This is a genomic window from Pseudoalteromonas sp. SANK 73390, assembly GCF_054966645.1.
Map to the genome: position 1 here is coordinate 1 of NZ_ARPN01000115.1, position 23,367 is coordinate 23,367.

At 40.2% G+C, this 23,367-nt stretch carries 23 protein-coding genes; 9 read left to right on the forward strand and 14 right to left on the reverse strand.

Going from position 1 to position 23,367, the window contains the following annotated elements:
- The first annotated feature begins 241 nt into the window (after positions 1-241).
- The gene (locus SANK73390_RS16085) at positions 242-2,095 is read left to right on the forward strand and encodes a UvrD-helicase domain-containing protein (RefSeq protein WP_462767273.1); all 1,854 of its coding nucleotides are present in this window, start codon (positions 242-244) and stop codon (positions 2,093-2,095) included.
- A gap of 110 nt (positions 2,096-2,205) precedes the next feature.
- Positions 2,206-3,495 carry a Glu/Leu/Phe/Val family dehydrogenase gene (locus tag SANK73390_RS16090; RefSeq protein ID WP_462767276.1) on the forward strand — a complete coding sequence of 430 codons (1,290 nt, stop codon included), beginning with the start codon at positions 2,206-2,208 and terminating at the stop codon, positions 3,493-3,495.
- Between the two features lie 15 nt (positions 3,496-3,510).
- On the opposite strand, the gene SANK73390_RS16095 is transcribed toward SANK73390_RS16090, so the two are convergent.
- Both SANK73390_RS16095 and queC read right to left on the reverse strand, forming a co-directional pair.
- Positions 3,511-3,735 carry a hypothetical protein gene (locus tag SANK73390_RS16095; RefSeq protein ID WP_462767278.1) on the reverse strand — a complete coding sequence of 75 codons (225 nt, stop codon included), beginning with the start codon at positions 3,733-3,735 and terminating at the stop codon, positions 3,511-3,513.
- Positions 3,736-3,868: 133 nt separating this feature from the next.
- On the reverse strand, positions 3,869-4,528 hold the full coding sequence (gene queC, locus SANK73390_RS16100) for a 7-cyano-7-deazaguanine synthase QueC (RefSeq protein ID WP_462767280.1): 660 nt from the start codon (positions 4,526-4,528) through the stop codon (positions 3,869-3,871).
- A gap of 122 nt (positions 4,529-4,650) precedes the next feature.
- On the opposite strand from queC, the gene queE reads away from it, so the two are divergent.
- Entirely contained in the window at positions 4,651-5,316 is a 666-nt protein-coding gene (queE, locus tag SANK73390_RS16105) for a 7-carboxy-7-deazaguanine synthase QueE (RefSeq protein ID WP_462767282.1), read from the forward strand.
- A 109-nt stretch (positions 5,317-5,425) separates the two neighbouring features.
- Here the strand turns inward: queE and SANK73390_RS16110 are convergent, their stop codons facing one another.
- Entirely contained in the window at positions 5,426-7,414 is a 1,989-nt protein-coding gene (locus SANK73390_RS16110) for a hypothetical protein (protein ID WP_462767284.1), read from the reverse strand.
- A 59-nt stretch (positions 7,415-7,473) separates the two neighbouring features.
- Positions 7,474-9,099 carry a hypothetical protein gene (locus SANK73390_RS16115; RefSeq protein ID WP_462767287.1) on the reverse strand — a complete coding sequence of 542 codons (1,626 nt, stop codon included), beginning with the start codon at positions 9,097-9,099 and terminating at the stop codon, positions 7,474-7,476.
- A gap of 360 nt (positions 9,100-9,459) precedes the next feature.
- Here SANK73390_RS16115 and SANK73390_RS16120 point away from each other — a divergent pair, with 360 nt between their 5' ends.
- The gene (locus tag SANK73390_RS16120) at positions 9,460-9,921 is read left to right on the forward strand and encodes a hypothetical protein (protein ID WP_462767290.1); all 462 of its coding nucleotides are present in this window, start codon (positions 9,460-9,462) and stop codon (positions 9,919-9,921) included.
- Positions 9,922-9,928: 7 nt separating this feature from the next.
- On the opposite strand, the gene SANK73390_RS16125 is transcribed toward SANK73390_RS16120, so the two are convergent.
- From SANK73390_RS16125 to SANK73390_RS16135, 3 genes are all read right to left on the reverse strand, one after another.
- Positions 9,929-11,482, reverse strand: coding sequence for a tetratricopeptide repeat protein (locus tag SANK73390_RS16125; RefSeq protein ID WP_462767293.1), 1,554 nt, complete (start codon positions 11,480-11,482; stop codon positions 9,929-9,931).
- Positions 11,483-11,739: 257 nt separating this feature from the next.
- Positions 11,740-12,210, reverse strand: coding sequence for a thioredoxin-dependent thiol peroxidase (bcp, locus tag SANK73390_RS16130; protein ID WP_462767296.1), 471 nt, complete (start codon positions 12,208-12,210; stop codon positions 11,740-11,742).
- 8 nt (positions 12,211-12,218) lie between these two features.
- Positions 12,219-12,752, reverse strand: a complete 534-nt coding sequence (locus SANK73390_RS16135; RefSeq protein WP_261592259.1) for a glycine cleavage system transcriptional repressor — start codon at positions 12,750-12,752, stop codon at positions 12,219-12,221.
- A 358-nt stretch (positions 12,753-13,110) separates the two neighbouring features.
- Here SANK73390_RS16135 and bamC point away from each other — a divergent pair, with 358 nt between their 5' ends.
- Together bamC and SANK73390_RS16145 are read left to right on the forward strand one after the other, a co-directional pair.
- On the forward strand, positions 13,111-14,172 hold the full coding sequence (bamC, locus tag SANK73390_RS16140; protein ID WP_462767299.1) for an outer membrane protein assembly factor BamC: 1,062 nt from the start codon (positions 13,111-13,113) through the stop codon (positions 14,170-14,172).
- A 68-nt stretch (positions 14,173-14,240) separates the two neighbouring features.
- Positions 14,241-15,614: a YjiH family protein gene (locus tag SANK73390_RS16145; protein ID WP_462767301.1), complete on the forward strand. Its 1,374-nt coding sequence runs from the start codon at positions 14,241-14,243 to the stop codon at positions 15,612-15,614.
- Positions 15,615-15,648: 34 nt separating this feature from the next.
- Here the strand turns inward: SANK73390_RS16145 and SANK73390_RS16150 are convergent, their stop codons facing one another.
- Entirely contained in the window at positions 15,649-15,816 is a 168-nt protein-coding gene (locus tag SANK73390_RS16150) for a DUF2897 family protein (RefSeq protein WP_462767303.1), read from the reverse strand.
- Between the two features lie 217 nt (positions 15,817-16,033).
- Here SANK73390_RS16150 and SANK73390_RS16155 point away from each other — a divergent pair, with 217 nt between their 5' ends.
- Positions 16,034-17,368, forward strand: a complete 1,335-nt coding sequence (locus SANK73390_RS16155; protein ID WP_462767305.1) for an ankyrin repeat domain-containing protein — start codon at positions 16,034-16,036, stop codon at positions 17,366-17,368.
- Between the two features lie 26 nt (positions 17,369-17,394).
- Here the strand turns inward: SANK73390_RS16155 and SANK73390_RS16160 are convergent, their stop codons facing one another.
- From SANK73390_RS16160 to SANK73390_RS16180, 5 genes are read right to left on the reverse strand one after another with little or no spacing between them, the layout of a single operon-like run.
- Positions 17,395-17,835, reverse strand: a complete 441-nt coding sequence (locus SANK73390_RS16160; RefSeq protein WP_462767307.1) for a DUF2069 domain-containing protein — start codon at positions 17,833-17,835, stop codon at positions 17,395-17,397.
- The gene (gene wrbA / locus SANK73390_RS16165; RefSeq protein WP_462767309.1) at positions 17,832-18,383 is read right to left on the reverse strand and encodes an NAD(P)H:quinone oxidoreductase; all 552 of its coding nucleotides are present in this window, start codon (positions 18,381-18,383) and stop codon (positions 17,832-17,834) included. Before wrbA ends, SANK73390_RS16160 begins: the two co-directional genes overlap by 4 nt.
- Positions 18,383-18,730: an arsenate reductase (glutaredoxin) gene (arsC, locus tag SANK73390_RS16170; RefSeq protein WP_462767311.1), complete on the reverse strand. Its 348-nt coding sequence runs from the start codon at positions 18,728-18,730 to the stop codon at positions 18,383-18,385. The genes wrbA and arsC overlap by 1 nt, the downstream gene beginning before the upstream one ends.
- A gap of 48 nt (positions 18,731-18,778) precedes the next feature.
- Positions 18,779-20,233, reverse strand: coding sequence for a beta-barrel assembly-enhancing protease (gene bepA, locus SANK73390_RS16175; RefSeq protein ID WP_462767314.1), 1,455 nt, complete (start codon positions 20,231-20,233; stop codon positions 18,779-18,781).
- A 1-nt stretch (position 20,234) separates the two neighbouring features.
- Entirely contained in the window at positions 20,235-20,900 is a 666-nt protein-coding gene (locus tag SANK73390_RS16180; RefSeq protein WP_462767316.1) for a hypothetical protein, read from the reverse strand.
- A gap of 142 nt (positions 20,901-21,042) precedes the next feature.
- Between SANK73390_RS16180 and SANK73390_RS16185 the strand changes: the two genes are divergently transcribed.
- Positions 21,043-21,273 carry a hypothetical protein gene (locus tag SANK73390_RS16185; protein WP_261592268.1) on the forward strand — a complete coding sequence of 77 codons (231 nt, stop codon included), beginning with the start codon at positions 21,043-21,045 and terminating at the stop codon, positions 21,271-21,273.
- Complete coding sequence (locus tag SANK73390_RS16190) at positions 21,266-22,351, forward strand: AI-2E family transporter (RefSeq protein ID WP_462767319.1); 1,086 nt, start codon at positions 21,266-21,268, stop codon at positions 22,349-22,351. The genes SANK73390_RS16185 and SANK73390_RS16190 overlap by 8 nt, the downstream gene beginning before the upstream one ends.
- Before the next feature lie 11 nt (positions 22,352-22,362).
- Here the strand turns inward: SANK73390_RS16190 and SANK73390_RS16195 are convergent.
- A partial coding sequence (locus tag SANK73390_RS16195; protein WP_462767321.1) for an IS4 family transposase occupies positions 22,363-23,367 on the reverse strand: 1,005 nt, incomplete at its 5' end.

Below are 23,367 nucleotides of genomic sequence, written 5' to 3' on the forward strand. Positions count from 1 at the left end.
TTTTTTTTATATCTCTTTTTTAGTTCATGAGCTAATACAGTTAAGTGCTCTAGAGTGCGCTTTACATTACTCAAAGACCTGTTAATACTGTCGCAGCCATTACTTCTCAGTGTATAAACAATTGAACCTAAGTAACTTTTCAGCAAAAGGGGTATTTGCACAATACACCCACCTAAATGCTAATTCAAAGCAACTGGAATTAGTTAGCACTACCTGTAGTCATTGTTTTCTATGGGAAGAGATGTTCTGCCCACCCTCTATTTCATCAGGTATCATTCTATTTCGTGTTAAAATTACCTTAAGCAATAAGACCATACATAATGTCACTGTGGCGCGATGTAACGAAGTAAATGTGCATTTTCAGCAGTTTTGGATAGCAAAACATGGTGATACCCTTATCAACACTATTGGTAAAATTGAACAGTTGTTACAGCGGCAGTATCTATCTTTTGGAAACCTTAAAAGAGTGCGTGAAATTGTAGCGAAAATAGGATCTCAATGGTTAAGTTGGCAACCTATCATTACTTTGCCTGATGATTTGCGACAGGCACTTTATACGCTTGAAGAGATCCAACAATGGCAAGATACCGATATTGCAGGTTTCCGTCATGCATACATTAATTATCAGGCACACCAATTTAAGCACTTTTTTGATAATGTTGAGAAGCTGCCACTCACAGAAGCTCAAAGGCGAGCATGTATTGTCCAAGATGAACGACAGTTATTATTGGCTGGTGCAGGCACTGGGAAAACAAGCGTGATGGTGGCGCGTGCACAGTTTTTAGTGCACTGTGCAGCTGCTAATGCTAAGCAAGTATTATTACTGGCATATGGTAATGAAGCTGCAAGAGAGCTTAAAAAAAGAGCGGGTGAAAGTTTTAGTTGTATGACCTTTCATGCCTTGGGTTTGCATATTATTGAAATGGTTGAAGGCCAAAAACCAAAGCTTAGTGACTTGGTGAGTGATCAAACACAAAAGCATATGTTTATCCTCGATACTTTACAAGCACTTTGCTTACAGCCTAGGTATCACACTATATTTAAGCAGTTTTGTCAGATAGAGTGCCATATCACGGTAGGTGATGCAGTAGCGTTTTTAAACTCTCCAAAATGTTCAGTCGTAGTCAAACATATTGCTACGCTTATAAGTCATTACAAAAACTCACGTTTGCTGTCTAAGTTACCTCAAGTTGAACTTGACTGCAGTGAGTTGCTTGAATGCATTAAACCCATTATCGGGGAGTATCAACTTTATTTGGAAAGTGAGCAAGCTATCGACTTTGAAGATATGATAGCTAAAGCAATCAATTATATAGAAAACAATCAATTTGTTGTGCCTTGGGTGCATATCATGGTGGATGAGTTTCAAGACTTGTCGCCAATTCGGGCAAAGCTATTACATACTTTGCTTGGTAAATCGAAAAAACGTTATCTCTTTGCTGTTGGTGATGATTGGCAATCTATATATCGTTTTAGCGGTGCAGACGTTAAATTGACGACTCATTTTAGCGAGTATTTTGGAGAGGCCACTGTAGATGTGTTGGATCAAACATTTCGTTACCCCCAAGCAATATTAGATGTGTCGAGTCAATTCGTTTGTGCAAATTCCACGCAAATCTTTAAGCACCTTAGTGCTTATGCCAGTTCGTCCGTTGCGGCATTTGTTGTCAAAACGGTAGAGAGTGATGATATGGCGTTGGAAAGTACACTCGCACAGATTGCTAGTAACGGTGAGTCTAGCGTATTTTTATTGGCGCGTTTTCATAAGTTGCTGCCAAACAAACAGCGTTTAACTGAGCTGCAAAAGATGTTTAAAAGCTTGAATATCAAAGCGATGACTTTTCATGCTTCTAAGGGTAAAGAGGCACAAGTTTGTATTTTGATGGGTCTGCATGAAGGTAAGAGTGGCTTCCCTGCTCAAGCGCGTGTTCGTCCTCTGTTAAATGCAATGTTACCTGAGCAGGAGTCCTATCCTTTTGCTGAAGAGCGGCGTTTATTTTATGTTGCTTTAACACGGGCTAAACAACAGGTGTTTTTATTTAAACCAAACGATAAACCATGCCGATTCTTAGATGAATTAGAAATTGAACCGTGATCCTTAAAATTTATTGAATATAGACCTACTAAGCCGTTTATCTTTGCCATTATTAAACTATTCTTGAAGTGTCACCGTACCAATAGCTAGAGAAATATCTAGGAGTAACAATGGCTAAGAATATTTTGCAAGATGCATTAACTAGGCTCGACAATATCGGGAAAAGTAACGATCAATATAATCTTGTGTTGGAAGCGCTAAATCAGCCGCAGAGTACTCTAACAAGTAATATTGCAATTAGAAAAGACAGTGGAGATACCGCTTATTTCAAAGCGTATCGTTGTCGTTATAATGATTTACTTGGGCCCACCAAAGGGGGTATTCGTTTTCATCAAGATGCCGATCAAAATGAAGTAGAGGCTTTAGCGCTCTGGATGACATTAAAATGTGCAGTGGTTAATGTACCATTTGGTGGTGCAAAAGGCGCGGTTACTGTTGATCCAAAGCAGCTTTCCCCGATGGAGTTGGAACGTTTAGCACGTGCTTACATTAGAGCTAATGCAGACTTTATTGGTCCTCAGCTGGATATTCCCGCGCCTGACGTGTATACCAATGCTCGTATTATGGGATGGATGATGGATGAATACGAAAAAATCACTCGCACAAAATGTCCTGATGTGATCACTGGTAAGCCAGTTGCATTTGGTGGCAGCTTAGGACGAGATAGCGCCACTGGGCGAGGTGCTTTTTTATGTGTTGAAGCATTAGCAAACAAATTAGACTGGCAGGTTCAGGACAAAACGGTTGCGGTACAAGGCTTTGGTAATGGGGGATATCATTGCGCAAGGCTACTGCAAGGTGCTGGGTATAAAATAGTGGCCGTTAGTGACTCTAAAGGAGGCATATATTGTGAACAGGGGCTCGATATAGAAAGCGTATATGAGGAAAAGCAGCGCAGTAACACATTGAAAGCAGTTTACTGTCAGCACTCAGTTTGTGAAGATAGGGAGCATACTCGCATTAGCAATGATGAGCTATTGACGCTTGATGTTGATTTATTAGTACCTGCGGCATTGGCAGGGGTTATAACAGCAGATAATGTTGATCAAGTTCATGCTAAATATATTGTAGAGATAGCTAATGGCCCAATAACCGCAGATGTCGACCAGCAGCTGAATGCACAGGGCACTCAAGTCATTCCTGATATTCTGGCTAATGCAGGTGGCGTTATTGTGAGTTTTTTTGAGTGGTGTCAAAATCGCCAAGGAGAAGCATGGTCTGAACAAAAAGTGCACGATAAGCTGGCAGGTTATATGCACAGTGCATTTGAACAGGCGTGGCAACATTATCAACAAGGTGATGATTCAATGCGTGTTTCAGTCTACAAGTTAGCGCTCAAAAAGCTCTCTGAAGCTTTAGAGGCGCATGGCACTGCAGACTACTTCTCACATTCACAATAAAAGAGTATAAAAGAATTAAAGGTTTTTAAATTGCTCTTTTAGCACGTAGCCGTCATCAGTAACTATTTTTTCAAGTGTGGCTACGCGCTCTTTAAGCGCACCAAGCTCTGCACTTAAAGCTTCATTATGCTTACTGTGTTGTGATTTTTGGTGTGATAGATACCGATTAAACATTTTACTGATTATGCTAAAACCCACCGTTATAAACACAATCAATACAATCATCGTCGTACCAGACATAACTTCCTCCATTGCTGTTGACGCAAACATGACTTGATGATTAATTTAACACAATCAGGCTTGATAGGAAGTGACTTGTGTCATGAGAGACTGAAAAAAGAGATACGGGAGTAGAAGGCTCCCGGAAATATATCTAGGCTTCGTAACTTAGTGGGTCTTGTGCGTTGTTTAATTGAAATGCTTCTAAGCGTTCTTGGCAAGCACCACACTTTCCGCACGCTTTCTCTCGACCATTGTAGCAAGTCCAAGTATCACCGTAATTAAGGCCCATATTTAAACCGTCAGTTAAAATGTCAATTTTACTGCTATTTAAATATGGACAAACAATGTCAATTTCTTCGTAGTTGGCTACTTTGCAGACATCATCCATCTTTTTAACGAACTCAGGTCGGCAATCTGGATAAATAGCGTGATCTCCTGAATGCGCGCCATAAAAAACCTTGTTGGCCTTCAAAGACACTGCATAGCCAACTGCTAATGATAGTAAAATCATATTTCGATTAGGTACTACAGTGCTTTTCATGCTTTCTTCTTCGTAGTGGCCTTCAGGTACGTCAATATCATCAGTAAGTGAAGAGCCGCCAATGAGCTGGTTGATGGCTGAAATATCTACCACTTTGTGCGCGATACTTAGCTTTTCACACACTTGTGATGCCACTTCTAGCTCTTTAACATGACGCTGGCCATAGTTAAAAGACAGCGCATAGACTTCATAACCTGCACGAACGGCTTTGTTTAATACGGTGTATGAGTCCATACCACCAGAATAAATGACAACGACTTTTTCACTCATAGGGCTTTGCCTCGATTTTTAATAGAGGTTTACTTCAGGGCGCGATATACTACACGGCCGCTGAGGAAATAACAATTTCCAAAGGCGATTTTTTGAGTTTTTGAAGTTGTTACGGAGCCGTTTTGTACAAAATCAATGAAATTTTTGAAACTATTCAAGGTGAGGCTAGTTACACTGGTGTACCATCAATTTTTTTACGTCTTCAAGGTTGCCCAGTTGGGTGCGCCTGGTGTGATACCAAACAAACGTGGGATATAAATCCAACCTATCGTATTTCCTTGGATAAAACGGTTGAGAAAAAAGCAGACTCACAGTGGTGGGCTGAGGCGACTCCAGAACAAATACTTGCTATGTTTAAACAACGAGGTTACCTCGCAAAACATGTCGTGATCACAGGTGGCGAGCCATGTATGTTTGACTTAGTGCCAGTGTGCGAATTACTTCATGAAGCTGGCTATAGTACTCAAATTGAAACCAGTGGTACCTTTGAAATCAAAGTGCCTGCACAGACTTGGGTCACCGTATCGCCAAAAATTAATATGCGTGGTGGTTATGATGTTTTGACCAGTGCTATGCAGCGTGCAGATGAGATTAAACACCCCGTCGCAATGCAAAAGCATGTTGAAGAGCTTGAACTGTTGTTTGAACAAACTGGTGTCATACCTAAGCTTGTTTATTTACAACCGATCAGTCAAAAAACCTCAGCTACAAAACTCGCAATCGACACTTGTATGAAGAAAAACTGGCGTTTGTCAGTACAAGTACATAAATATATTGGTATTAATTGATAACAGCAGCAAACAATCAAAAAATTAGTATCGGTAGAAAAGATAGCAGGTAATAGCATGCTGCTATCTTTTTATGAGTCTTAAGCTTTAGAGAAAGTAATACACAGCTCTAAAGCTGGGTACGATAATAACCTAAAACTTTAGACTGGCTAACAAGCGCCCCTTGTAAGTAAGTGTCTTGTACTAAATAGTCGTACTGCGCGGCATTATGCTTAATGCGGTTTAGCATCTCAACACTTGTTTGGCCTTCAAATATGTCTGTCACAGGTGGATCGCCTACAAAATTAGTGAACCATGGAAACCAGCTGTTATCTTGCCCACTAACACTTTGATTAGGCGAGTAGTTGTTGCTTTGCCAGCGATCAAAAGTCAGTGTTTTGAGGGTGAACAAGCCAAATCCAGATTGAGTCATACAAGCATTTGCTGCTTGATACTCTGGGTAACCTGAGCTGGCCGCAAAGTTATTACACATATTGTGAGGTAAGTGGCTACTATTTGCTGCTTGGTATTCAACTTCTCGAAACATGACCGGTTGTGCTGGATTACCAGCAGGGAAGATAATATTTGCGGCAACGGGTGAGTTCCAACGGGTGTGGTACATGGCAATTGCCAGGCCTAAATATTCTTTGCTCGTTGCAATGTTATCTGGGTGAGTCCATGAGCCTCCAGGGTCTACAGGTACTCCAGCATCTTTAAAAATTATTCCGTGTTGGTTGTTTTCAAGCTCATTCATGAGCGTTGGAGTGGTATTATCTACAACTGTAGTTGGGATCATGCCGCTTGCTGTGCTAGGGGTGTAGGTTAGGGTTGGATTGTTTAAAGCCTTCCAACACAATAAGCCATATCCGTAACCATCAGCTATAAATGGACAACCAAGCATTGCTGATGATGATTGATTCGTTTGGTATGTATGAGTCGTGGATGTTGTAGTCGCTTCGCCAGTGCCTACTAACAGTCCCCAGGGGCGCTTTTCGATGGTTGCATCATAAAGCGCAGATTCGGGTAAATATAAGGTGGTTGCAAAGTGTGCATTGAGGTTGCGGTCAAGCTCAATGAGCCGTGTTGCCACCATCTTTGAGTTATGTTTCTTTGGGTATTGAGTGATAATAGGTTGCGTTAATGGGCGAGATTCTGTGTCCTTAGCAGCAAGACCTAATATAAAGCTGCTTTCTAATCCTATTGCACTGTTTATTACATGTTTTAGCCCCAAGGACAGTAAACTCGTCGTTGCGACGATATCAGCATGATCGTTGGTTAATAGAAGTGTATCGCCTTGATTCAATAACCAATGATTTGCTGCAAATTCAATAACGCGTGTATCAATTAAATTTATCTTCTGATAAGCGTCTTTTTTTTGCAAAACTATGGCGCTATCTTGCGCTATATTTCGGCTCGTAACGGTAAGATTATCATGATGGTAGCGTTTGACGGGCGGCTTATATTCGCCAATAAGAGTTGAAAGCTCTAGTTTGACAGCCGTTGGTGAGTTTTTAATTAGCCAACCGCCATCTTCTGTTGTGGCAAACCTAGCTGGTATATAGTGCCCGCCCTTGGTGACATTGAATGCTTGCCAATAGGTTGAACATGTTTTTGAACGGCAGGTTTGGGGTGTACGCTGGATAGAATGTTGATTTTCGCTAAGCTTCGTGTCAAAACCATCAGTAAATTGAAATTGCAGGTGAGCAGGTTGATTCGTAACATCAAGTGTAAAGACTACCCGCCTTTGATTGCCGCTAACATACAAAGTATTGTCATTATAGTGCCCTAGCGTAAGTTGAGAGTATGTATCTTGCTGCTGTAGATTGCCAACTTGCCCTTTTAAGCTTGGTTGATAGTGGTTTTCGTTAAATGAGCTGGCGTGGTTTAAATTGCTAAACTTGAAACTTTGTTTACATGATTGATCTGGGCAAGTTGTAAGCTCTACTTGCTGTTGTTGATAACTCAAGGTATACCATGGTGATATTGCTTGATAGCGCTGCGCATCCGAAAAAAATAAAATGGGTAATGTTGATGTATCGCGGTTCAGACCTTGTGCTGAGGCATATTCACAGCCCAACATGGCAAAATATGCAAGCACAGCCAATGTGAAATGTTTCATAATGATTCCTTGTAGGTGATGAGTGTGGAGCAACATAGCGGCCCCACACAGGTGCCAAGTTAGTGCACAATACCTTGTGACTGGCTTGCGCTAACTGGTTTATTAAGCTGTATTGAAAGCCAATTTTCTACATCACTGCGTAACGAGGCGTTACTATCTGGTCCTGATTGGTCAGCATAAAACCACAATCCGGTTGGCGTTGGAGGGGTTACATTTGTGCCACAGGTGAAATGATTAGCTGCATACATCAATGCACCTGAGCTGCCGTACTCAAAGTGACTATCAGAATAACCGCCATAGCCTCGGGCTTTTACCCTCGCACTTGAATCAAGTGTAAAGTGGTATACTTCATTAGGCTGCAAGAGAAAAGGACTAACGTCTGATGAGTCAAAGCGTGCTCGCATCGTGCTATTGACCGTTTTTTCATTACCTGAGCGGGTGACCATGCCGGCAATATTGGTGATGAGATCACTGGCAAGTTCACCATCGAGTAAACTGCCTGGGCTGTCACTTACAATGGCAGAAGTTATACCCAAAGCCGCTTTTAAAGCACCAAGTACTGAGTTGATATCCCATCCAGTATTGTAGCTCATAGCAGCACCACCCGCTTTGTTGAATAACACTATTTCAGGTGCGGAGCCTGGTAAGTCAACAGCAAACTTTGCACCATCCCCTGCGTGAGAGTTGGTGGCTTTTGACCAAATTTGCTTAGCCGTCCCCTTAACATGGTATCTTGAAGAATATGTGCCACGAACTTCTAAATTGCCAGTGCATGAGTTGCTTTGGTTACAGTCAAAGCCGCCTGCATCGGTGCACAGCATTTTCACATAAAACTCGCTAGAATTATGGTTAATGCTAGAGTCATAGCCATATGCCTTGTGTTTTGACCAGCGTATCCCATCACCTGAATGAAAAGCACCGTATGCTGTGGTTTTAAAATCTAATTTATGTTTTGATAAGCCGCTGCTATCACTTGAATAGTCTGACCAATTACTTGGAGTAGCAGGGTAGTTTGTGACAACATGGCCTGAACCTGTAACTGGTGTGATCATTTGACAGGCACATTGTGATTTTGTACCACCAGAAGGGTCTTTACTGAGTAAGTCTTTTAATTCAGCGTAAACTTCAGCTGGCAATGCGCTATTGTATTCTAAGATTGAAAGCCCTTTTCGTTTAGGGGCTGCATGCTCTTCATACCATGCATTAAAGAGTTGAGGTGCTTTTTGCTCAAGGTATTGAGAGAGTGAGATGGCCTTGTACCGATTAAGCCATTGAACAAATTGTGCTGGTTTATATTGTATTATATATCTTGTGAATAAAAAATTATCTTCAGGAGAGGTTTCATTCATCGCCTGTGGCCAATAGTCCAATACAGTGGTATCCAACTCTTTTAGTTGCCTCAGTATTTCACCATCGCGGTGATCTCGGGTTAACAACTCTATATAGTGGTTGAGTTCATACTCTTCATCGTTGCTAGCAATAAACTCAAGTAAAGACAGTGAGTCTGTAGACCAATTCGAGATTGCTTGCCATGTCTGAGCACTCACTTGTGTGGGCAGCATTTGTCCATTTTCTTGTTTCTTGATGTTCGCCTCAGCTGCTATCGAGCTCAAAGCTGTACCACTAAATAAAAGTGCAGCGGATATAATACTCAATGCATTGGGGTTAAATATTGTTCGATTCATTATGATCTATTCCTTCATTAATAATGGGCACAGAAAATTCAAGTGCAATTTAATAGTGATGGTAATTTTGACGTGATTGAACAAAGTTTCTGGGCCATGTAGGGGTCAATTGGGTAAATGTACTAAGATGCGGGGCCCATGGAGGATTTATCGTTACTAATTATCATGTGAAATAAAACAAAAGTATAACTATCATAATTTTATTTTTATTTTTACCAAAAATTACCCATTTGCCCCGTAATTTTATGTGCAAGTAATGCAGGTTTGCGACAATGTGTGATTATTGCAATGGATTCCTACTGTGTTAATTGGGGTGTGTTTTGCAACTTAAAAATTGAACTCATAAAAAGGAAATATGTGATGAACAAGGTTATTTTTTTATGTGCTTTACTTATCGCAGGGTACAGTTATGGACATAATTCGCAAACAATACAAATACAGCAAAATAATGAAAGCTGTACAAAGGCACAAACGGTCTTACTTGGTAAAATGACTCTCTTTGCTGGTACGTTCAAATATTTACGCAGTGAAGGCAGTAATGTGTGTAATGCATTTAATGCAAAGCTATTAGGTAATGTTGCTGAACCTATGCTTGATTGCGGACAGTTTGACGATTGGCGACTAGCTTATGATATGGGTAACAAAATGTGCCAATCATTACGCAGCAATATGATTAACTACAGCGAATCGTTAAGCCCACAAATGAAAGTGTTTGCACGTTTTGAGGGGCCATTTGAATTTAAAGGTGACCGTCATCATCAGCAATATAACGCGAGTATGGGCGTATCTTTGGCTTGTTATTTATGTGATCAGAACCGTTAAGTTTAAATTAACCTATATTGAGCACAACTGATTCAAGTTGATGTACTTTTTGTTGAAGCTTTTCTCTTAGTGGATGTTCAACTAGGCAGTGCTGGAGCACATAATTGGCTGTTGCGACAATATTTCTCCAGCGTGGCTTTTTTGGTAACGTTTTGATATTTAGATACCTTTCAAATGTTCTTACGCGCAACCGACCATCATCAATATTTACTTTCCACGTTTTACTCTGCTCAGCAAGCTCTATACGTGTTTTTCCGCTAGTTTGCTCCCAGATAGTTAATGCAAGGGTCATGACTTCAACCATTAGTAGGCGGACATTTGGCTGATTTAATTGTGTATATGAGTCGTTGGCTTCGCTTAAACGTTGACGGCGTTTTTTAAAATATATCCAACTTATTAATACGCCAAGTAAAAATGCGATTGTAGAAAACACAGTAACATATAGTCCTATATTACTTTCTTGCTTTGGTGACATTAGGATATTGGCCCTTTGTAAGCGAAATTGATATAAGCTTTCGTTTTGCAAACGACTGTTTTTGAGCATGCTATTATAATTTTGCAGGCTTGCGGTGGCGTCTTGGAATTGATTTGCCTTTAATTGCGATTGGATCAAGGCGATGTAAAACAGCTCTGTGAGTTGACTATTTTGCTGACTATGGGCATTGAGGCCCCGTTTCAAAAGACTTTGTGCTGTGTTGTGATCGCCCTCTAATTGCTTCAATTTAGCACCGACCAGCAGTGCACGTTGGTCAACATGATTGGTTTGTATAAGTTGGCGAGTGTGGCTTTGGGCGCTGAGCCATTGAGCCGCTTGTTGAATGTTATTTTGTGCGATAGCAATTTCTGCTAATAGTAAATATGCTCTAGAGACTTGTGCATGAGAACCACTTTGTTTGAGTGGTTCAAGTATATCGTGGATAAGGCTCACCGCTTTATCAAATTGTCTCTTTTTAAAAAACACTTCAGCTAAGCTAATAATGGTGTGGTTTGCTTTGCTGATGTTGCCTGTCTGTTGGTGTAACAGGTGAGCTTGGCGAAAAGACAATATGGCATCATCTAGCTGGTCAATATCTCTGGACACATTGCCTAGGTTATTGAGGGTGATAGCTTGTCGATGGATATCGTTGAGCTGTTTTGCGATTTGGTAGCTTTCTAGCAATAACATTAAAGCCGTGTCTAAGTCTCCTAATGCTTGATAACCATTCGCTAAATCATTGGCTGACTTACCGATTAGACTGGTATCAGCTAATTTTAATGCTAACAGCTGAGCATCATGGAAGTAACTGAGTGATTGAATATATTCACGTTGATGGTAGGCATTAATACCTTTTTGTCTGGTGGTTTTATATTTATTAAGCGTACTCAGGTCTTGTTTTAGCAATGCATTTAGTGCTTGGTCCGCCAGCTTAATGTCACCAGCTTGGCGATAGAGAATAACCAATTCAAGCGTTGCTTCAAATGCATCATCACTGTGCTTTGGCAGTGTTTGGATTACGCGTTTGCATGTTAAAATATCACCCGTAATATTATTTTCAGATTTTTGGCAGACCTTTGCTTGCACGGATGAAAGGCACATAAGCAGTAAAGATGTAATTAGCAAAAAGCGCAGCATTGATTATATATTTTCGTTTACAGGTGTGTCTTTAAATTAACATATTTAAAACAAAATATCTTGAGCGCTTTTGCAAGCAATGCGCGTTGCTTATATTATTAAAGTTGAATTACATTGTTTGTTATAGACATAACGATGAGTGTGCACTTAATTTTAACCGCGCTTTAGGAAGTGGCCCTAAGAATAGGGACACTTCTCGATTTGGTTTAGTTAGCTTTTAAATAATCAATTACTACCTGATGGTGCTCTTTGGTTTTAAATTTATTAAACACATGCTTAATTTTACCACTTTGGTCTATTAAAAAGCTAAGACGGTGAATACCATCGTATTCTTTGCCCATAAACTTCTTTAACCCCCACACACCAAATGCATCGGCGATTGTGTGATCTTCATCAGAGAGTAAATCAAAATTTAGCTCTTTTTTAGTTTCAAAGTTTTTAAGCTTTTTTACCGCATCTGGGCTGATACCAACGGCAATGGTATTTAGTTCGCCTAGTTGTGCTTTGTGATCACGCAGTTGTTCGGCTTGTACCGTACACCCAGGTGTTAGTGCTTTTGGGTAGAAGTAAACCAACACTTGATTGTGCTCTAGTAATGAAGCCAAAGAAACGGCTTCATCATTTTGGTTTTGTAAAGTGAAAAGTGGGGCTTGCTCGCCAGCTGTTAATGTTTTCATGTTAATCCTTAGCGAATTCGTCTTAAAATATAATCTACGTTGAGCGAGTGAGAAAGATCTTCAAAGCGGATCTTAAATTCATCTACATTGACGTCACTGGGAATATTAAACTCTATTTCACAGCGCATATTTACTTGTTCACCTTGCTCGAACGTATCTGATTTCAAGGAGCAAATACTGACTTGTTGTTCGGCAAAAAAGCGTGTTACTTTACTGAGTGTACCAGGGGTATCTAAGCCTTCATAAACCAGCGTATAGCCAGCACAAAAGTTGCCTTGTTGGTGGGAACTGGTTCGCTTCATCATTGTTAACAGCCCAAGTTCCATACCTTTTACTGGCAAGCTATGTTCAACGCGGCTTATGGCCGACATGTCACCACTGAGCAACATAATAAAAGTGAATTCGTTACCTAAAATTGCAATGCGACTGTCAATAATATTACAGTGACAATCACTCACGAGCTGTGTAAGTTCACTCACTATCCCTGAGCGGTCTTCACCTATTGCGGTTAATACCAGTTGTTGATTGGCAAATGCAGTCATTAATGAAACCTAACCTCTATGACGGTATTCTTTTAGCATTGAGCATAATCGCAATGAAGAATAGAATACAGTGGATAATTGATATTTAACCAAAAATGGTACCACAGAACATCAAGCTAAACATGTCTGTTTTAGAATTTATTACACAAGCGAATGGATAATTTTATGCCTTTCTTGTGTTTATGCCCATTGGAAAGTACCATAGTTGCAAATTTTTTTGGTTAATTATAACTAATCCTTTAATTTCAAAAGAACTTGCTATCTTTTGGAATATTTTAACCAGACAGTGAACCAAACCAGCATTCCCTAATCATAGTAATGAAATAAAAATTAACGGGTCTGCTAAGGAGAATAATCAGTGCAGTATTGGATCCCAAAAACGTTGGCTATCGGCGTATTACTTGGTTTATCTGGATGTAGTGTTTTTACAAACGATGCGCATCACGAACGTAATTATCGTGCAAACGAGCCTGTAAAAGTGCCGGCACACCTACAGCAGCCATCTCAAGATCCGATGTATACAATGTCTGTAGAGCGTTTTGAAAGCGATCCAGACGCGAAAGGCTATCGTCCACCGCAGCAAGTGTTAACAGTGGCACAAGGCAGTTGGGTTGAAGAAGGTGACCAAATGGCCCGCGTGTTTTTTGATAAAAACGATGGTATTGAAGACCTAGTCGGTTTTATTTGGAACTCGGTAGATAGTGTTATGGCAAGCCACAACACATCATTAAGTGATGACAATCGTGATGAAGGCTCAGTAAGTACTCATTGGTATTCTTTAATAACACCTGTAGAAGGTTGGTTTTGGGAAGATGACGAAGTAGTCTCACAGCAAAAATTTCGTTTCATAGTTGAGCAAAAAGAACACCAAAGAACGGCATCACTTCGTGCTGAACTGCTAGATTATAAAAGCGATAATGTAGCGCTTAATGAGTTGCTTAAACAGCAACTTGAAGCAAGGGCTGTGAACGAAGTGGTATCTGAGTTCGATTACCTTTATCGAATATTAGTAGTACAAATGAGAAAGCAGCAAGGTGTATTATCGCTAGAGCTTGGCTTTGATAGAGATGGGAACGGTGCACTGCTTGCCGAGCAATCTGTAGATATTGTGACAGAGAGGTTTTCTGGATTTCTCGAGCGTGTGAATTTTACAATCATCAAAATTGATGATGAAAAAAGCGAGATATTAGCGCGTTATGAGAAGCCTGATGACAGTGTTTGGGATTCTATTTGGGGCGATGAAACGGTACAGTTGCCACTAGAAAGTGGTGATTATAAGATAGTAGTGGCCACCACCGATTATGGCAGTACATCACTTACTTGGAAAGATGCGCAAGGAAATGTGTTAGAAACCGATGTTATGGCGCAGTTACAACAAATATTATTACAAGTATTGCGTGATAAGGGCCTAACTATTTAATCAGTTGGTCGTTTTTTCAATAAGAAAAGAGCTTAGGCTCTTTTCTTTGTTTTTGTAGGCTAAATATAATGACAACACAAACAAGTCGCACTGAGACGCCTGATTGGCGTACACTTTTTGCATTTATTGTTCCTTCGCTAATTGGTGTATTTTTATTTATGACGCCAGTTGCCATCGGTGAAGCGATGACCATTCCTATTGCCGTAATGGCTAAAGCGTTACAAGGATTTGTGGGTCCTTATATTGATACGTTGATCTTAACGATAATATGTACCACAGGTGTGATGAGTTTGGTGGTTAAGTTGCTAAAGCCAGCTGCACTGATGAAAATAGATTTGATCAGGCATTTGTTTCAAATAAGTTGGATTTGGCTCGTGACACGCCTGTTAGGTATGGTCTTTATTTTGATGACCTACTTTAAAGTTGGTCCAAGTATTATTCATTCAAGCCATACTGGCGGATTAGTTTTGAATGACTTATTGCCTGTGCTGTTTTCTGTATTTATCTTAGCTGGATTATTATTGCCGCTATTACTTAACTTTGGATTGCTTGAACTGGTAGGTACTTTGCTTACGAAGGTAATGCGACCATTGTTTGGCGTACCAGGTCGAAGCGCCGTGAATTGCGTTGCCTCATGGTTAGGGGATGGCAGTGTCGGTATTTTAATGACCGCTAGGCAGTATGAAGATAAATATTACACACAAAAAGAAGCAGCGATTATAGGTACGACTTTCTCTGCGGTGTCTATTACATTTTGCTTAGTTGTGATTGGCCAAGTCAAGCTTGAACATTTATTTGCACCATTTTATTTAACAGTCTGTTTAGCGGGATTTGTGGCAGCAATTATTGTGCCGCGCCTACCTCCGCTTAGATTTAAAAAAGATACCTATATTGACGATACATCCCCTGATGGAGACGCAGAAGCGGTGCCTGAGGGCAAAACGCTATTTAAGCATGCCTTAAATGTTGCTTTGACAAAAGCACAAAAAGCGCCAGGTATTAAAGGTACGGTTCAAGAGGGAGTTAGTAACGCACTCGATATGTTATTTGCCGTATTACCTGTTGTAATGGCAGTTGGTACGCTTGCGTTAATAGTTGCTGAGCATACCTCAATTTTTCAAGTATTAGGTACGCCATTTGTGCCGTATTTAGAGCTGTTGAATGTACCTGAAGCACAGCAAGCAGCACAAACGATAGTGGTTGGGTTTGCGGATATGTTTATTCCATCCATTTTAGCTGCAAGCAATATTCAAAGTGATGTTACTCGCTTTATTGTTGCTGCAATGAGTGTAACCCAGCTGATCTATATGTCAGAAGTTGGTGCTCTATTATTGGGTAGTAAAATACCAGTCAATTTACTCGAGTTATTTGTTATCTTTATATTACGCACACTCGTAACCCTTCCTGTGATTGCATTAATGGCACATTGGTTAGTGGGCTAATCTGGTTATAATATTGACGCGGAGTGAAGTTGATTTAATCCGCGTCTTTGTCCTCTTCATCTTTGTTTTTAATTTGCTTATCTAGTTTGTTTCTTAAATCAAATTTAGTTGAGTATTTTAGCAGTGCAATATTACTCCAAACTACTCCAAGCACACCTGCAATGATCAAAATGACATGCCAAGTTTCTAATTGTTCTTGCACGATAATTCCCCATTTTTTGTTGTCATCTTTTATAAAATTGACACTATGATGCCATTGTAGAAGGTTTGTGCGTTAACTGAAAATTTATCTGGCAATTGCAGTAGATTTAATTAAGCATTTTTAACATGATATTGGTATCATTCACCCAACAGTCAGGCTTATCAACTTAGTCTGATCAAGACAGTAAATTTGGTTTTTTAAAGGTGAAATCTTGCTCATGGAACATGTTTTAATTTGGCCATCTCAGTATCCATTGTTGCTACGTGGGTTGATAGAGCAAAACGGCGCATTTATTTTAGATGCACTTGAAGCTTGGCCAAATTGTAGTACCAATAAAGATGAACAAGGCGTTGAAGCAACCGTATTACCTCCTTTGTTTTATTTGCAATGGCTAAAACCCATTGAGCCATTTGAATCATGCTATTTTCAACACATTGATGAATATGATGAGCAACAACAAGCTTATACTGCGCAGTTGTTTGCACACATAGAGCAATCAGGCATGACACGTCAAGAGCTCAGTGTCATGCTGCTTGAGCGATTTGCACAGTACAGTGACTTAACGCTGCAAAAAGATGCCGTCAGTTACCCTAATTTCTTTGATTTGTTAGTGTCGTTAAAATATGAACAAGTGTTCACTTGGTGTTTAACCACAGGTATGACATTAACGCCACAAGAGGCGAGTAGTACTTGGGAGAAAGTCTCATTTAGAGCAGCGGTAGAAGCGAATATAGACACTTGTATCAGTGATAGGCCTGCGACTGCGACGATAGCTACCGAACGGCTATTACAAAAACAAGGAGAGTTTTATCAGTTGCTGGAGCTACTGTGTGATGACAAAGAGCAAGTTGCGCAGTTGCTTGAACAGGCGTTGTTAAATCAAGTTATGTCGAATGAAGTTAAACAACCGGAATTAATAAACTTGTTAACGCGAGGGGCTAAAGGTACAGAGCGTGATGCACAAGGGCGTTCAGCACTAATGTGGGCGATTGAAAAAGGGTTTGTTAACGTGGTTGAAAAGCTACTACCAAATCATGATATCAATGATACCGATCTCCAAGGGCAAACTATGATGCATTTTGCGGTTAAATCTAATTTGGCAAGCATGATAGAATTGATAATTCAGCAGGGTGTTGATGCCACAAAAGAAGATGATCAGGGCCAGAGTCCGTATCGGTTAGCGATGAAAACACCATTACTTGTTGCAAAGAAAACACTTGAAAAAAAAGGGATTAAAGAGCTGTCTGAGCAAGGTAAGTGGTTAAAAATAAAGCAAGTACATTTTCTTTATGCTTTAGTTAGTTTATTATTACCGGTACAATTGTTGCTATTTTTCAGTGAGTATATTGAAGATAAATCTTTACTCGTAGGAGTTGCAACCGCGCTTGGCTTGCTATTGTTTGGGTCGGCACGCAGTGTTAGGCGAGGACAGTTATATCCAAATATGTCTCATCCATGGTCACTTAAAGGGCTTAGTGCACTTAGTTGGTTTAGTGTCAGTGCGCAAATATTATTTGCATTACTGATTTGGACTACTTTGTTGCGAGGTTAATACCTCGCAACTTTAATTCTAAGGCGTTAGTCGTCTTTGTTTCCAGTGTGAGCCGCTTTTTCTTCTGCAAGCTCATCTTTTAATTTTCGAATTTTCAACCCTAATTCTTGTCCTCTATGGCGTGCATAGTATGTACAGCCAATAAACATTGAACTTGCAAAAATGAGTTCAAGCATGATCCACAGCATTTCTTGAGGGGATACCCAAAGCAAACTTAAACTATGGATAAAGTAAACCATTACAATGAAGTTAGCCCAAGCATAAGTGTAAGGCTTGTCTTGTATGATGCCTTTTAAAGGCAGTAATAGTGGTAAAATATAGACTACAAATATAAAGCCGTTGCTGTAGCCCTCTCTCGGTGCCAAGATATATAACCAAGTTGGCATAAGGATGAGTAGACCAATATAACCAAATAATGCGAGTCGTTGGTAAAAAAGGGTAAGGGGCTTTTTCTGAGGTTTTGTCATTTGAGTTTACTTGCTATGTTAAATAATCTAGTTCCTACGGCACGGCAGATACGCTTTTCACATTCACTTAATTGGTTTGAGTTGTCTTTGCCAGCGACGTGACTTGCGCCATAGGGAGTGCCGCCGGATGTCGTGTCCAGCAGTTCAGGTACATCATATGGAACCCCGAGTAGCATCATACCGTGGTGCAGCAAGGGTAATGATAAGTTCAAAAGCGTAGCTTCATTGCCACCATGCATACTACTTGAGGATGAAAACACACAGGCAGGTTTGTCTATCAGCTGGCCTTTTAGCCATAAATCGCTGGTGGTTTCCCAAAATGTTTTTGCTTGTGCTGCCATCATACCAAACCGAGTTGGGGTTCCAAATGCCAGTGCATCACAATCTATGAGGTCTTGTTTGGTAATAACTTGATCATAATTATATCTTTGTTCAAAAGTCCTGAGTCTAACGTCTGCACCGAGAAAGGCCAGCGTGTCACTGATCTCATTTGCCATAGCCTCTACTGAACCATGACTTGAGTGATATAAAACAACAACTGTGATCATTAAAGGATGGTCAACACTGATTCAGGTGGGCGACCCAATGCCGCTTTTTGTTGATTAACAACAATTGGTCGTTCAATAAGCTTTGGATTGTTTATCATTGCTTGGCGTAATACAACTTCGTCGGTGTCTTTATTAAGATTGAGTTCTTTGTATATTGTTTCTTTATTTCTGACAAGTTGGTGTGCTGAGCTAAAACCAAGTTGTTGAATTAATCCGTTGAGTGTTTCTAAGTTCATTGGTGTTTTAAGGTACTCTACCACATTGGTCTTGATTCCTTGCTCTTCGAGTAATGCAAGCGTCTCTCGTGACTTAGAACAACGTGGGTTGTGATAAATAGTAACTGACATAATAATTCCTGAAATTTTTTAGGCATTTTAATTGATGTAACTTGTGACTTAAAGCTTCGCGAGTTCTTTTTGCATTTGTCGGTATTGGCTTAGTAATGCTTTTAATCTAGCTTCTTTAACAGATTCTTTATCGTCGGTATAATTTAGTGCTCGCTGTATCTCATCTGCGGCTTTTAAATATGCGCCATACTGAGCAAGAAGGCTTGCATGCATTTCATGATATGCAGCTTTATCATCTTGTTCTTTATAAACTTTTAGCAATAAATCTTTTGCAAGTGCATGTTTTGGTTTTTCAAGCAAAAATAGCTTTAACAGTTTTTCTGCCATATTGAGTTGCTTAGCTTCAATTGCCGCATTGGCAAGATTTAATGTGAGCACTTGGTTATTCGGGCGGAACTCATGTTTTAGTTGTAGTAGTTTTGTCGCTTGTTCTGGGCGCTGTTGTGCTATCAGTAAGTCTGTATAAGCGTCTAAATAGAAAAGATTATTTTCATCATGCTTTAATAGTTTATCTAATAAAACTTGTGATTGTTCAAGCTTGTTTTGATCAAGTAAGCTCAGCGCTAAGCCGTATTCTAAAGCGAGTTGGTGAAGTTCAGAAGTATTTAGGCGTAGCTGATTTTCAAAATAAGACTGCGCTTGAATACTTTCAAATTGATATCTTGCCAGTACACGGCTCTTGGCCAGTTCAAACTTTAAGCTAGCAGGGACATAACGAGGTTCAAATTGCTGTGCTCTTAAACGTACGTCAGACACTCGAGAGTCAGGGAGTGGATGGGTCAGTAAAAAAGCCGGTGGTTTGGTTTTATATCGTATTTGTGCTGAGAGCTTAGAAAGAAACTCGCTGGACTGTGATGGGTCAAATCCTGCCTCGTACAGCGTTTGCATACCAAAGCGGTCAGCTTCTTGTTCAGCTTTACGGCTATGCGATAATTGGCCCAGCTGTGCTTGGGTAGAATTTGCGGAAAGAATCGCGATACCAGCATCAGGCGCAACAATGGTGGTTAAAATCCCCGCAATCATACCAGCCAAAGTGAGGGCGTTATTGTCTTTTGCATGTTGCATCCGTCTTGCCAAGTGGCGTTGTGTTACGTGCGCAACTTCGTGGCCAAGTACAGAAGCGAGTTGAGATTCATTATCTGATTGCGCAATTAACCCTGTATGTACGCCAACATGGCCGCCATAAAAAGCAAACGCATTGATGGCTGGATTATTTATCCAAAAAAACTCAAAACCAAAGCGAACATCATTTGCATTAGCAACTAATTTATTTCCTAGGCTGGTTAAATACTCATCAAGCACGGGGTCTTGTACTAAAGGCAGTTGACTTGCAATCTGCATCATCATTACATCGCCAATCGCTTGCTCTTTCTCAATCGGTAACACTTGTAGTGCAGAGGTGCCCAAATCTGGCAGTTTTAAAGTACTTTGCCCATGGCTGATTTGGCTTGTAAATAACATCACCGAACCAACAACAGCATGAAGCAGAGGGGGTAGTCTCATTTTAATCCTTGTTTATATCTTCACCGAGCATTAAACGTGCAACATCAATTTCGTCACTACATGCTCGGCTATCTCTTTCACACATCATATAAAAATCTTTAATTGAGACTCCATCAATAGAGACAATGTTCATTTCAGCATGTAAAAAATTAATTATTTTGTGGACAACTTTGTGGGCATGCAGAATTAGCGCCTTATCAGCCGCATCACCCCTTTCGAAATAAAATCCTATAAACTTATGTAGTTGATTGATTCTTATTAGGTTTTTCATGGAATGAGGATCCCAAACTTTAAATTCTATAAATTTATTATCTTTAATGTATTGGTCAATTTGTACATTTTTGGCAAACGGGCATGCCCATAATTCAAAACCTCGGTCAGTAAATACTTGATGAAGCGCAAGGCGAGGGCGTTCTTCGCAATGAATGAGGCCATTTTCATCTTCGTATCCATTGAGTAGCTCTAAGTTCCAGTTTCGCTTGTCTAGTACTCGTTTAACTGCGTTATCAAAGCCATGGTGAAGTATACCCTCTGCCTCACTGATAGAAGATGCAATCATATGGTAAAATGGGGGAAGTTCGCCCCAGTTTATCTGCTTTTTATACCAGTTGATTTCTTTAAGTGTGGGGTTGGCAGGCAAAGAAGCCTTGCCATTTGCTTTAGGCATGACAAGCCGTACTCCAATTGTATTTCTATGTAAAAGAATAAACCATTGTGTGCGTTCAAGCCACTGGTTCTATATTTTAAGTTGTAATAGCTTAATGTTAACATAATGGCTTAGCATGAATAGGTCTGAGGTTTAAAGCAGTATGGCAGCGGTACATAAGGTGGACTTATCACTTTTTAAATGCCCACAGTTATTTGTACAATTTAAGTGGCATTTACGTCAGGCTCAACAGCAAACTACAAAAGTACAATTTTATTATCTAACGGAGCAAGATATTAGTGATATAGTACGTTACCTTGAACAACATCGATTTATCTTTTCACATCATCAAGGCATAGCGCCATTTCTAGAGGTGAACACCAACCATGTTTGATATTGTAAAAGCTTGGTACCAAAATAAATTTTCAGACCCGCATTCAGTTACTTTGCTTTTGATGTTGATCACATCAGTGGCTATATTATATTTCTTTGGCCCATTTGTAGTACCAGTGCTAATAGCGTTGGTTATTGCCTACTTACTCGACTGGCCTGTTACACGTTTACAAAAATTTGTGCCGAATCGTTCATTGGCAACAACTTTAGTCATTTTTCTGTTTTTAGGGTTATGCCTTGCCATGCTCTTAGGTATTGTACCTGTACTTTGGCAACAAACCAGTAATCTATTTCAAGAAAGTCCACATATGATAGAGCAGGGCAAAGCATTCTTGCTTCATTTACCACAAGACTATCCTGCGCTTATTTCTGCTGAGCAAGTTAAAACGTTAGTTGCAAGTGTAGAGTCAAAAGTCATTGAATTGGGGCAAATGATTGTATCTGTTTCTTTAACTTCACTAAAAGATGCAGTGGCTTGGCTTATCTATTTAATACTTGTGCCGTTACTGGTTTTTTTTATGCTCAAAGATAAAGTCATATTAACTCGGGGTATAGAAAGCTTAATCCCAAAAGAACGTCGGTTGATAAGTCAAGTTTGGTCTGAAATGGATCATCAAATCATGAATTATATACGTGGTAAAGTATTTGAAATTGTGATTGTTGGCAGTGCTAGTTTTGTCGCTTTTTCTGTGTTGGATCTTCGTTATGCAGCGTTATTAGGCGCACTAGTGGGGCTGTCTGTTTTGATACCATTTGTTGGTGCCGCATTAGTTACTATTCCGGTTGCAGCTGTGGCTATGTTTCAATTTGGTATAGAAGCTCAGTTTTGGACCGTGATTATTGTTTATGGGGTGATCCAAACCCTTGATGGCAATGTGTTAGTGCCCTTATTATTTTCTGAAGCGATTGATTTAAACCCGGTATATATTATTGTCGCTGTGCTATTTTTTGGTGGGTTATGGGGCTTTTGGGGAGTATTTTTTGCAATTCCACTGGCGTCACTGGTTAAAGCGTTAGTTAATGCATGGTCAACTCAGCATCATGATGAGAATGGAGCGATTGAAAAAGGCACTAAATAGCTGCCTCTTGATCACAAGTCTGACTTAAGAGACTTTGCTAAATCGTAGCCTTCAAGGATGGCTTGTAATTTAAGCCATCCTTGCCATAACACTTTGACAGATGCTCGTCCTGTGTGCTTGGTATCTTTCCAGCCTCCTAACTTAGCCAGTTCTCGATATGCCCACGACATATTTGGCGCGGTTGCTGGCAATGGTGCCTTTATTCTTTTTAACCATAATAGCTTCCATGCTTTGGGAGATAACAGCTGTTCACAACTTGGTGAGTCTGGCTGCTCATTGGCGAACTTTAGTTGCAATATTCGTGTGGCGATAAAGCCATTAATCGTCACCAACCTTTCCATATTTTCTTGGCTTTGAAGGCGTAAACTTTCTATATCCGTGCCGTCACTTTTCCAAACTTTATGGTACTCCTCAACGAGCCAACGGTGCTCATAGTATGTGATGATGGCTAAGGCATCTTCTTTGCTAGTTACCGGTTCACTGGTTAATAAGTGCCAGTTTAAGTCGTTTTCAGGGTTTCCTCGCTCTGCACAGCCAACATAGTAAACTGGCAGGGATTGCCCTTTCTTATTGTAAGGAACTTTGAGCGTCACTGGTGCATAAGTGATATCCAGTGTTGCGCTACGGGCCTTCCTACCTCCTCTTTGAGCAATGTGGATTTGTTTTGTTCCAGCACTTTTTAACTCGCTTGCAAACGCATAGAGCTTATCCTCACCTTCTTCAATATGGCGGCTTTGCATAGAGCGTACGACGACCCTTTGTTGCTCGGTCAGTTTGTATTGCAAGTATTCATAGATGTCCGCTTCTCGGTCACATACTGAAATGATGTTCGACATCTGTGTTTTAAGTCGCTCAGCCATCGCTCGTGACGCGGACTCCCATTTATAACCTTCTTTTTCTTCGTAAGGCGTCGTCGCGTGTTTTTCCCTTTTTCCAATTGTCGTAATATCACGACTCCAGCGAGATTGTTCAATTAATCCTACAACTTGCTTTGCATCTGGTGCAAACAGCAATAT